The sequence below is a fragment of the Virgibacillus alimentarius genome, from assembly GCF_017874635.1.
GTDB lineage: Bacteria > Bacillota > Bacilli > Bacillales > Amphibacillaceae > Virgibacillus_B > Virgibacillus_B alimentarius.
The window spans coordinates 1-11,831 of sequence record NZ_JAGIKX010000050.1; the positions used below are offsets into that span (position 1 = coordinate 1).

General features: G+C 36.8%; 10 protein-coding genes. 5 read left to right on the forward strand and 5 right to left on the reverse strand.

Going from position 1 to position 11,831, the window contains the following annotated elements:
* Positions 1 to 894: 894 nt before the first annotated feature.
* The 3 genes from J2Z81_RS15030 to J2Z81_RS15040 are packed head-to-tail and all read right to left on the reverse strand — an operon-like array spanning position 895 to position 5,808.
* Positions 895 to 1,413 carry an acetone carboxylase subunit gamma gene (locus tag J2Z81_RS15030; protein WP_226371696.1) on the reverse strand — a complete coding sequence of 173 codons (519 nt, stop codon included), beginning with the start codon at positions 1,411 to 1,413 and terminating at the stop codon, positions 895 to 897.
* A 13-nt stretch (positions 1,414 to 1,426) separates the two neighbouring features.
* The gene (locus J2Z81_RS15035) at positions 1,427 to 3,619 is read right to left on the reverse strand and encodes a hydantoinase B/oxoprolinase family protein (RefSeq protein WP_226371697.1); all 2,193 of its coding nucleotides are present in this window, start codon (positions 3,617 to 3,619) and stop codon (positions 1,427 to 1,429) included.
* A gap of 41 nt (positions 3,620 to 3,660) precedes the next feature.
* Positions 3,661 to 5,808: a hydantoinase/oxoprolinase family protein gene (locus tag J2Z81_RS15040; RefSeq protein WP_226371698.1), complete on the reverse strand. Its 2,148-nt coding sequence runs from the start codon at positions 5,806 to 5,808 to the stop codon at positions 3,661 to 3,663.
* A 472-nt stretch (positions 5,809 to 6,280) separates the two neighbouring features.
* Here J2Z81_RS15040 and J2Z81_RS15045 point away from each other — a divergent pair, with 472 nt between their 5' ends.
* The 4 genes from J2Z81_RS15045 to J2Z81_RS16115 all read left to right on the forward strand — a co-directional run bounded on the left by J2Z81_RS15045 (position 6,281) and on the right by J2Z81_RS16115 (position 10,283).
* The gene (locus J2Z81_RS15045) at positions 6,281 to 7,174 is read left to right on the forward strand and encodes a glycine betaine ABC transporter substrate-binding protein (RefSeq protein WP_319023849.1); all 894 of its coding nucleotides are present in this window, start codon (positions 6,281 to 6,283) and stop codon (positions 7,172 to 7,174) included.
* A 102-nt stretch (positions 7,175 to 7,276) separates the two neighbouring features.
* A complete protein-coding gene (locus tag J2Z81_RS15050; RefSeq protein WP_226371699.1) occupies positions 7,277 to 8,050 on the forward strand; it encodes an SDR family NAD(P)-dependent oxidoreductase in 774 nt (257 codons plus the stop codon).
* 472 nt (positions 8,051 to 8,522) lie between these two features.
* Entirely contained in the window at positions 8,523 to 8,774 is a 252-nt protein-coding gene (locus tag J2Z81_RS15055; RefSeq protein WP_226371700.1) for a hypothetical protein, read from the forward strand.
* 483 nt (positions 8,775 to 9,257) lie between these two features.
* A complete protein-coding gene (locus J2Z81_RS16115) occupies positions 9,258 to 10,283 on the forward strand; it encodes an N-acetylmuramoyl-L-alanine amidase family protein (RefSeq protein ID WP_226371701.1) in 1,026 nt (341 codons plus the stop codon).
* Positions 10,284 to 10,438: 155 nt separating this feature from the next.
* Here the strand turns inward: J2Z81_RS16115 and J2Z81_RS15065 are convergent, their stop codons facing one another.
* Complete coding sequence (locus tag J2Z81_RS15065) at positions 10,439 to 10,579, reverse strand: hypothetical protein (protein WP_226371702.1); 141 nt, start codon at positions 10,577 to 10,579, stop codon at positions 10,439 to 10,441.
* A gap of 200 nt (positions 10,580 to 10,779) precedes the next feature.
* On the opposite strand from J2Z81_RS15065, the gene J2Z81_RS16260 reads away from it, so the two are divergent.
* The gene (locus J2Z81_RS16260; protein WP_390337606.1) at positions 10,780 to 11,040 is read left to right on the forward strand and encodes a YkoP family protein; all 261 of its coding nucleotides are present in this window, start codon (positions 10,780 to 10,782) and stop codon (positions 11,038 to 11,040) included.
* An 80-nt stretch (positions 11,041 to 11,120) separates the two neighbouring features.
* Here the strand turns inward: J2Z81_RS16260 and J2Z81_RS15070 are convergent, their stop codons facing one another.
* On the reverse strand, positions 11,121 to 11,357 hold the full coding sequence (locus J2Z81_RS15070; RefSeq protein ID WP_226371703.1) for a hypothetical protein: 237 nt from the start codon (positions 11,355 to 11,357) through the stop codon (positions 11,121 to 11,123).
* Positions 11,358 to 11,831: the final 474 nt, after the last annotated feature.

Sequence of the window (11,831 nt, forward strand, 5' to 3'; positions counted from 1 at the left end):
ATATTCGAATTCACGGATCGCTAGATTATTTAACACCAGCTGAATACAAGTTGAAACACCTTTAAAAATTTGTTCAGTTGAGTGTTGACATTCCACATAACAGTTCTCGAAGCGCTAATTATATTGGATTTTTTATTGATAGTACAGACAATGACAATGTTGTGGTGACGTAAATGTGACGAACATCCAGTGAAAAGTTGGAAGTAACTACAAAAATAGATAGTAACGGAAAATGAACCGACGACCAATCCTTTCATATCAAGAATTTGCACAACTGTGAAAGTGATTGATAGTTAAGATAATAATCATGGTAAGAAAAAGTTCATTTGCAAAATATATATGTAAAATATAATTTTAAAAAAGTAACAAAAAAGTAACAGGAATAAACAATAATACAAAATCACACGCAATTATCTTTGTTTATAGACTATCAAAACCATTGATTCAAAGCCATTTCACAATTTAACACAACACAAAAAAGCGGCTTACAACACGCCGGGCATGATGTAAGCCTAATTAAATAATGCTTGATATGACGGGGGTTGCTGATAAGCAGACTTTTCAATTATGTCACGAAAATGTTAGTTATGTGATTGATAATAAAATGGGAGTCGTTATCAATGTGTGCAGAGCCGTTTTTTGCGACTTTTAAAAAGAATATTTATATAGATTTGTAATTTCATACAAAATCAGAAGCAATCGCGGCAATACAGTTGTATGTGGAGTTTATAATAGAGAAGGAATTCACTCAACATTAGATTATTTAACACTAAATGAATATGATCAATTCTTCTATGCTATCGAATGATCCTGGACGTTAGATATTGCATATCATAACATTGAAAAAAGGGGCGAGATCATGCGCCCCCACCATTTTTTATAGTAACTTTGAAATTACTTACTATTCGTTTCAGCTGGTAACTCTCTCCCAAGCCAATCACGATAAAAAGTTTCTAAATCTGGTAGAAAATCAAATACAATTGGATACCCTGGTACCGCTGCTTCTACTTCCAACAACGTGGCACAATTTGGGCAAATAAACTCACGAAGCTCCATCCATTCAGGATCATACGCAAGACGACCTGGATAAATTTCAGCGATTTGTTCTTTATCATTCCTAACATTAACGACAGATTTTAGTTTCCAGTTCTCTGTGTAATGACCAAATTCGTGGCCACAGCCGCATTTAACAATGCGTTCCCCTTTTGGTTGTTCTTCTTTAGCGACAATGTATAAGTGTTCGCCAATCGGAAGTAAAATTTGATCTTTAAAATTTACTCGTTCTTGTAGAATATCGATATATTTGAAAAAACGATCATTGTCCTTATATTGACTCATAATGGATTTTGTTGTCTGCCAAGGCAGCTTACCGTCTATTAAATCACGAATGGTCTCCTTATCATAACTTGTCATTGTTATCTACTCCTTACATTGTAAAGTCTTCAGGAAGCTTCCAAAATTCTTTGAACTCTTTGGCAAATTGCTCAGATATACTCATCGTATCTTCATACATGTTTCGTACTTCTGTAACAAAATCTTTTTCTAGCACTCGCTCTCGCTCTGAATTAATCCAATCTTCCACTGGAATCGCTTTATTTAAGCGAGATTTTTTAACTTCCTCTCGACGTTTTGCAGTCGCTTCCATATCAACATGGCATGTATTTTTTTCTTCATCAAAGTTAAGTACGACAGCATGAGCGTTACTTGCAATTTCTGCTGTTACGTAACCATTTTCCACATCTCGACCAATGGCTAATGGGTCGCGCTCAATAGGGTCACCGTATCCGCCTCCACCATTGTAAACGTGGGCAAATAGATCACCTGATTTAAATGGCTTATCAATGTATGGACCCTCCACGACTTCTAAGTCACCATCAACAAGTTTTTCCAAATCAGTAACGTTTGGATCGTTACCAAGTGAATGTGGAAGTGGTTTCTGTTCCTCGACTAATTGTTCGATGTTCGTATTTCGTACAGCAAAATGCTGATGAGCTGTCGGTGCTGGATAACCTCCACATATACCAGCATTATCAAATACACGGCTTGAATGCTCTGATGTAGCGATCGTTAATTGATCTGTGTTATGAACGAGCCACATCGACGTAAAGGAATTTCCACCACGATTACGACCTACTCCTCCCGAATTAGCTGTAATACTTCGGCCTAAATAGAGCATTGGTACACCTTGTTCCCAGACTTCCATATTCCCCATATCTGATTCAGGATTCCATCCAACATATCCAGTGTCGATTCCATCTTTCATACCGAGGGCACCACTTCCAGCCGCCGCACATTCAAACAAAGCCATTCCGAACTGATCACCATACTGGCTTTGACCGCCCATTTCAACCATTGGGCTATTCACTTGACCTACAAACGCCTCTTCTTTGAATCCTCGGCTTACGAATCCTCGGCTAAGTAGCCGCTGGAAAACACCAAATGCTGGCAGCATAAGCGACCAGGATGTAGCTGTAGCTGCAAGATGATTATCTGGATTTGTCCACGTCCCTGATGGTAAATTCATATCGGTAGCCATCCATGCCCCATCATTCACTTTACCTTCAAAGTTCATACTCTGAGTGAGAGCAACAAACAAGCCACCATCCATTCCAGCTGGTGTACAGTTCATAGAGTGATATCCCCAAGAACCTGTTCCCTCAAAATCTAAGTGCATATGTCCGTCACCACTCACATTTAATTCGAGTGGAATGGAATACAGCAAGTTCTCATCGCCTAATGGTAAGATGCCTGGCTTCCCTTCAGTAATATGACCATAAGATGTATGTCCTCGATAACGTCCGGGAACCATTAGATCTTGTACTTGCGAAAGTTGTGAGCGACGACCCTCTTCAATAAACTCTCGAGTCGCTCGCTTGTAGTAGTCTAAACCGACTTCATCAATGAGCTCTATTACTTTCTCTCGCATTTCAATACAAGATGCTACTTTAGCTTTTTGATCAAGCATCCAATAAATCGGCATACGTAGGTTACGCTCTAATCGATTGAGATAATCTCGTCGTAGTTTATCTTTTTCTCCAACTTTTTCTGCAGAAACGATTAAACCTTCCGTAAAGCGTTCTTGGGCTAAGTAAACATCGCCTCCTGGAGTAATACCACCAACTTCTAGTTCATGGGCAACCGCGCCTGCCCAACCGATTAACTCACCTTCATAATAAATAGGCGTGACGTCTATTACGTCTGGTACGTGCACTGTACCGATAAAGGCGTCATTATTAGCGAAGATATCACCAGGGCGAATACCAGGATCTTCCTCGTATCCATTTTGAATCATCCATTTGATGAAACGGCTCATCGTATGTACGTGAACCATAATACCAGTAGAAAGACTGATCGCATCTCCTTCAGGTGTATACAATGCAACAACCATTTCCCCAACTTCTCGAACACCAGGTGAAGCGGAAATGCGTCGAGCCATCTCACGAGCTTCTACGGCAATGGATCGAAGTTTTGTATGAAGGCTCTCATAACGAAGCGGGTCCTCTTCACGATACTTCAATTCTGTTATACCAGCATAACAACCGGTTTCTTTGAATATACGATCAGACTCAAGTAATTGCTCTTTAATTGTCATCGTTTCTTTTTCTGATACAGTATTCATAAAGATCCTCCTTTTTCAATTCAAACGTTTAATATGGTTTATTATTCTTGTTCACCATGTTCATAATGCAAAATCGTCCATTCATCTATACGTACATGGTCCCCTTTTGGAATAACTAATGTCGTAGCAGGATGTTCTACAATGGCAGGGCCTTCTAGCACATTACCAGGTTCTAAAAAGTCCATTTCCCAAAGTTGTGCTTCATGCCATTCACGATTGTAATACATGGATCGTGTTCCTTTAGAAGCTTCCGGCTTCGGTTGTTCTGGACCTAAAGGTCTGCGTTTTAGATTAGGCTTTACTTTTTCTACGCGTGCCGTTAATCCGAGTTCCATAATTGTAAAGCCGATTTCTCCATAACGAGAAACGCTACGGTTCATCGTTTCATACAATGTTTCAAAAGCATCTGTCAGTTTATCTAAATCTTCGTCTGACTCCAGCTTTAACATTGGCGCTGGAACTTCGACATCTTCTAATTGTCCCGTGTATCGCATCATTGCGAAAGGTTCGCATACAACTGTATCCACATCGTGTCCTTCAGCACCAAACTCTTCATGTGCTTCATTGTTCAGTTCGTTCCAAATTTCATTAATCTGACTGCGTATTTGATCTCGGTTCTCTTCTGGAGCATTCGGATCAATCATAATTTGTACGGACTGACTATAACGGTGTAGGTAATCTGCAGTTGTACATCCAAAAGCTGAAAATGCTGCAGCAAATTGGAATGTCATAATCCCTTTAAATCCTAATCCACGACTATATTCTGCCATATGAAGTGGACCAGATCCCCCATAAGCCATTAAATGGTATTCACTCGGATCTACACCACGTGTAGAAATAATCGATTCAATCGAAGATCTTGCTTCTAATTCTAGTAAGTTTACCATTCCTTCAGCTGCTTCATATACGTCTATTCCTAAAGGATCGGCTACTTTCTCTTGCAATACTTTCTTCGCCTTTTCAATATTCAGTTTAACTTTACCACCTAAGAAGTAATCTGGGTTTAAGCGCCCCATTATCGCATCACAATCACCAATTGTCGGCTCCGTACCGCCTCTATCTAGCGCTACCGGACCTGGATCTGATCCTGCACTTTCAGGTCCTAGACTGACCTTGTTTGTATAAGGATCTACTTTAATAATCGTACCAGCACCTGCACCTATCGTATCCATTGCTATTGTCGGAAGGTTCAGTTTAAAGCGATCTAAAGTAGGCTCATTATCGATTGGAATATTACCACGGGTAATGGCCCCTATATCAAAACTCGTTCCTCCCATATCACTAACAATGACTGAATCTGTACCAATTAATTCACCAACATGTTTTGCTCCTAAAATACCTCCAACTGGACCGGAAATCATCGTCTCATGAAGACGTGGGTAATTCATATTAGCAAGTCCTCCATAGGATAGTACTGTTTGTACACCATGTTTAAAACCTTCTTGCTTAGTAGCTTTGTCAACATTCAATAACTGTTCGCGCCCTTTAGCCGTTGCATACGCCTCAATGAGTAAACTATTTAAACGTGACTGTTCACGAATAACTGGACGAACTTGATGACTATAATAAATTGGAATATCTATATTATGTTTTTCCAATATTTTTTTTGCCGTTTCACCTATTTTTAATTCGTGTTCAGGATTAACGTGAGAATATATGGTGCAAATACATAATGCTTCAATCCCTTGATCTAAAAGATCTTGTACACCGCTTACAACCTCGTGTTCATAAGCTGGAATAACGACCTTACCAAATTGGTCAATCCTTTCGGTTACACCGCGTACTCGATCTATTGGTAGGAGTGGCTCCGGATGAGCGTGTGTAACTGCATGCAAGCGATCTTCATAGGAATAACCTGCCCATGACTGCATTCCTCTTCCCATCAAAACAGCATCTTCCATCCCTTTTGTTATAAGAAGACCTAATTGTTGACCTGTTCTAGAAAGCAAAGTATTTAGCATAGCTGTACCTGAATATAGAACGACCGACAATTCTTGAAAGGTTTGTTTCATTTCTAAATCCCAAAGGTCAGTGGCGTCACGTGCAGATTCAATAAAACCTTCTGCTTCGTGACCAGGTGTTGTTGGAGCTTTACCAACAGCAAAATTCCCTTGCTCATCTACGAGAATCGTATCGGTCATGGTACCACCGGCATCTATACCTAATACAAGTGGTGTTGATTTTTTCATAGCATATTTCCTCCTTCATTTCTTCTCCATTTCATCTTTCTTTGTGTCATTTTTTTCAAGAAATAGGAGAATTATTGAAATCAAACTCACTATTCCTTGGGGACTTAAATAACTTTGATTACTGTTACTATCAAGATAAAATCCTATGAAATAATCCTACCGTCCGGACGGTTTTCTGTCAAGGTTATAATATGCAAAAAATGTCGGCTATTGACAATTGTCTGTTTTATTGTGATATGATTATATCCAACTTGAAGTAAGTTACATATAAAAATAATTTTCATAAAGTTAGGAGGGATGAAATTAAGATAAGTGCATTAGAAAATCACTATTAACATAGAAGAAAGCCTTTTCAACTATTTACTATTAAACAATACGGAATGGGGGATAAATAATTATTTTGAATCTAATTCACGTTAATTTTAGATTTTCTAGGCCTATTTTCTAATTACTCTAAAGAAGGAGAGGTAAAGTGAATAGAATCACTGTTTTGTTAATAACAATCTTATTATCAATAGTGATGATCGGTTGCGCATCAAATGATGTTACAGAAGATGACGACAAAAGTAATGAGGGATCAAATAATAATAATAAAACTTTAACTTTTGGAAAAACACCATGGACAAGTACGGTTCCACCGACTGAAATAGCTAAAATTATTCTAGAAGATATCGGGTACGAAGTAGAAGAAGAAGAAGCTGATGCTGGAGTTGTTTTTGCAGGTTTGGGAAGTGGTGATGTTGACATATTTATGGATTATTGGGAACCACAACATACTCCACTTTTGGAGGAATTTTCCGATTCCATAGAGATTTTATCTACAAGTTATGAAAACGCAGAATGGGGATTGGCGGTTCCAGAGTATATGGAGGATGTTCATGATGTTGGTGATCTAAAAGGGAAGGAAGACATAGTAAATAATGAAGTACTGGCAATAGAAGCAGGTGATCCAGCGGTGGAAGATGTTCCAAAGGTTATTGATAAATATGATTTAGATATGGAAATGGTTAATTCCTCTGAGGCCGCAATGATAGCTGCGACTAAAGCTAAATTAGATAATAAAGAACCAGTTGTGCTGTTTGGATGGCGTCCACATAGTATGTTTAATCACCTTGATATAAAATTATTAACAAATGAACAAGCAACAGAGTATTTTATAGCTTCTGATGTTAGCGTTGTTGCTAATGAGAAGTTAAAAGAAGACGCACCTGATGCTTATGACTTTTTAAGCAATTGGAGTATACCAATAGTTGATATGGAGGAAATGATTGCTGAAATTGAAAATGGTGAAGATCCCGAAGAAGTTGCACAAACATGGATTGATAATAACAAAGATAAGGTTGATGAAATGCTAGAGAATGAATAATTACAACCGCTCATCTCATTCAATGGAATCAGAATGAAAATTGTATGTGTAAAACGACTTAAAAATACATCAACAAATTCATGTCATAAAGGAGAAATAAAAATGTCAAGGTTAGAAGGAAAAGTAGCAATTATTACAGGAGCAGCAGGAGGGATTGGCCAAAAAACAAGTGAGATTTTTTTGAAAGAAGGAGCGAAAGTTGCTCTTGTAGATATGAATGAAGATTCACTTGATAAAGTAAAAGCCGAGCTTGAACAATATGGAGAAGTCATCACAGTTAAAGCAGACGTTACCAATGAAGAAGATGTAAAAAACTACGTTAATAAAACTGTTGAGCAATTTGGACGCATTGATATCTTCTTTAATAATGCAGGTATTGAAGGAGCTGTTGCACCGCTTGTTGAACAAACAATAGAAGATTTTGATCAAGTATTTAAAGTAAATGTTAATGGTGTTTTTCTAGGCCTAAAACATGTACTTCCTGTCATGAGTAAACAAAAAACAGGTAGTGTCATTAACACTTCTTCTGATGCTGGTTTGTCAGGAGATCCTGGCATTGGACCTTATGCAGCATCAAAACATGCAGTTGTAGGACTTACTAAAACAGCTGCTTTAGAAGTTGCCAATGATAACGTCCGTATAAATTCAATCCATCCAACATCTGTGAACACACGAATGATGCGTTCGATAGAAGCAGGAATGAGTCCTGCAGATGACGCCAAAGCAAAAGAAGAACTCACAAATGAAATACCACTAGGACGCTACGGAGAAACAGATGAGGTTTCCAAGCTCGTCCTCTTCCTCGCTTCCGATGATAGTAGCTTTGTAACTGGAAGTCAGTACCGTGTTGATGGCGGTATAGGTGCGAGGCACTAATATTTGAGTGGATTAAGAAGTTCGTAGTTAAGAACTAATTGTGTTTGGATAATTTGTGAATTAAAATGTCACAATAATATCGTGGGAATAACAATACTACACAATCACACGAAATTTCATTTGCAAAGGAAAGATCAAAACTACTGATTTAACAGCATTTCGCAATTATGCACTTTCCAAAACAGCGGATCACAACACGCCGGATATAAGCCTAATTAAATATTGCTTGATATGACGGGGTTTGCCAGAGGGCACACCTCGTTTTTTTGGCTCTAAAATATATGTTTGGGTTCGGAAAAATTCAGAAAAAAGTTCTCCTAGGCGCAGCCTCATAGCTAGTTGACAAGATGAGGTGGAAAAGTTAAAAGAAGAAACAGAAGAAAACGCTGTGTAGACGTTATTTTTTATTTGGAAGGATTTTCCTCACTTTTTGTCGAATCTATCTATGTAACAAAGGATGGGAGGGTATATTATGTTGGCAAAAACAGAGGGGACTTTGGTCGAAAATAATGTATATTCAGCTCAAGAGGTGATTGATTTTTTGTCTAAAGACGAAAATGCAATGATACTTTCAGATAGTATAGAAACTGTTTTTGGTTTGAGTGATAATATAAAAATAGTTAAGATAGCTTATCAATATAAATTTATAGCTAGTAGAAGTCAAAAAGGGGCTATACAGAGCCCTTTGCAAAAAACGAAAGTAATTTATGCGGAAAAAATATAATATTGACATGAAAAAGGCACATTCTGATAGGTGCCTTTTTATTTAGTCGATTTGGGAGGATTTGATAAGGAAGGCAAAGAGACGTCTCTTGTACACCACTTATTTTATTTTTTTAAAAGATGGTAGAAATTACAACGGATCGAGGGAAGGAAGCGCTATATTTAAAATAGTAACTGTTGTGATGGTGTTTATTACCACGAATTTTGATACAGGATATTACGAAGCAAGATCAACGAAATTAACAATATTTAAAAGATCATGGCAGGAAGTAGGTAATCTACTTCCAATAATCAATCGTAAAAAAAAGAGAATTTTATCTCACTATCTACTAACAGAATTATTGCAAGATTGTTAAAAAGTAGTTTCGTAGTTTACAAAAATGTGGAAAAATGTAATAAAATGTTATCTCTTATTAAATCAAACAATGTTACAATATTTGGTAATTAATGTTTGATTTGAGGTTTATACTGCAGGAGGTCTAGCATGAAGTACATAAAAGTTTTGGGATTAGGAATTATAGCAACGATATTGTTATATTTTGCATCACCTGTAGTAGCTAATCCTGTGGAAGGAGACAATTTTTCGCAGAATTCTTCCAATGAAAGAGTAGTAGATAAAGAGACTCGTATTTTTGTAGATGCAGGTCATGGTGGGAGAGATCCAGGTTCACAAGCTAATGGAATTAAAGAAAAAGATATCACATTGAAGATCGCAAAGAAAGTGCAACAATATTTAGGAGAGTATAGAGGTGTGTCAGTTAAGATGTCACGTACAGGAGATTCGTATCCAAATTTAACCCAAAGGACGAATGCAGCCAATGCGTGGGGGGCTGATTTGTTTCTTAGCATTCACATTAACGCAGGTGGCGGAACGGGTTATGAGGATTATATTTACTCAACAATTTCTAGTTCCTCAACAACAGGTAAAATTCAAACCGATATTCATCATGAAGTGATGAAAAAGATCAATATGAAGGATCGGGGGAAAAAGAAAGCAAACTTACATGTATTACGTGAATCGTCAATGCCAGCTGTACTCACTGAAAATGGATTTATTGATCATCGTTCAGATGCAAGCAAAATGAAATCGCAATCTTGGATTAATGATGTTGCACGTGGCCATGTAAATGGTATTGCTAAAGCATTTAATCTCGAGAAAGAGAGTGGTAGCTATAGATATACCGTGAAAAAAGGTGATACATTATGGGAGATAGCAAAAGCTCATGGAATGACTGTAAAAGAATTGAAATCCTTAAATAATCTTAAAGGTGATACCATACATCCTGGACAAGTGTTGAAAGTTAAAGGTTCTGAAAGCTCAGGTGGAGGATCCCAGTCCTTCAAAATAGGGGATAAAGTAACCGTTAAGAAAACAGCCACTGATTTTGCTACTGGAGAGCCAATCGCAAGCTACGTTAAAGGTAGTACCTACAAAATCATTCAAGTTGACTCAGATCGAGTGCTGCTAGATGGTATTATATCTTGGGTGTGTAAGAAGGATGTAAAATAAAATTGGGTAGGGAATTTAATTTAGTTACATTAACATAAGCCTGTACTAAACAGGGAATTCTACACATATAATCCCACAGATTCCCCATATAAAAGGGGTGGGATTATTTGTGACCCCAATTTCACTTAAAAGTAAATAAACAATTGCTATTCAAACTAGTTATTTTGATCTTGTTGCTCCGAAGGTTCTTCTGTCGGATCTGGTTCCTGATTATCATTAGCTGTTCCACACCCGAACAATAATCCAGTGGAAAGGATAGCTGCTAATGTACCTATTGTTAATTTTTTAAATCTCATATTATTCACCTCGTATAAAGTATTTTTAATTCAAAACTTATTATGATCCAGTTACTCTTAATTATTCTCCATATTTAAAAACAATTTTCACCAGTAGTACTTATTTTCATTTTATACAAAATAAGTATCCTCCATTATTTTACAAGAAGAGATAAATTGAGCGTTAAAGTCAAACAAGATAGATTTTACTTTGGACATTTATAGATCCGCTTTATTTATGTTTTACACGCTTAACGTATATTGAAAAATATTGTGGTGATCAGGCCATTTTACGTGTTCGTATAACAAGATATAAAGGAAAAAAAGTAATTTTAGCAGCTGGAATGGTGATTGATAAGAATGATATCCTTCTAAAAACTCATCTGCATATAAAGAAGGGTCTTTGCCGATGTACTTATTCATGTCGAAAGATCGTTGGTTTGATAAATACGGAAGTATGTGAACTGATAATTTATCTATAAATAATAAAGTTATATTAATAGTGTTAAGTAGTAAAGAAAGGATGATTCTTCATACGAAGAGCCATCCTTTATATAAACAATTATAACTGATTATTTTGATTGTTATTTCCTGTTTGTTGTTGCAAATTTTGATTAGCTACCTGTTTTTGCAATGAATTAGTGAATTGCTGAGGTTGTAGCTTGTTCATTCCATTAAATATGGTTTGAGGCAAGCGCTGAAGCGTTCCGTTTTTCATACTTCTTGTAATACCATAAATAGCTGCACCAGCCATACCAACAGTTATTAGTGAAGTCATCATCCCTTTATTACCATTCATAATAAATCATCCTTTATTTATTATTTAGTTCCAAGTACTATTTTAGAAACATTATTAGTGTTTATAAAATCGATAAAAATATACCGTTATTTTTGTGAAAAGGATATCATCGACAATTTAAATCCCGAAAGCTACGGTTACGAATATAAAAAGAGATTTTAATAACAATACATATTCAACATTTCCCACAATTTTAAAAGGATATGTTATCTTATAAGAGAGAGCAAAACCTTCCTGCTCCCAAGTCCTTTTCATTGCGTTAGTTTTTGGTATATCATTCATCCCCTAAAAGTCGGTAGTAGCTAACGCAATGATTAGGGTTATCCGCTTTATACCCTTATTGTTTTGTATCGTTTAAACACAAAAAGCTACTCAATATGGTATTGACCCCCGAAAGTTAGAGTGCTAAATCTAACTTTCGGGGGGTGTTTTTATGGCTAAATATAGTGAAGAGTTTAAAATAAAGCTTGTCAC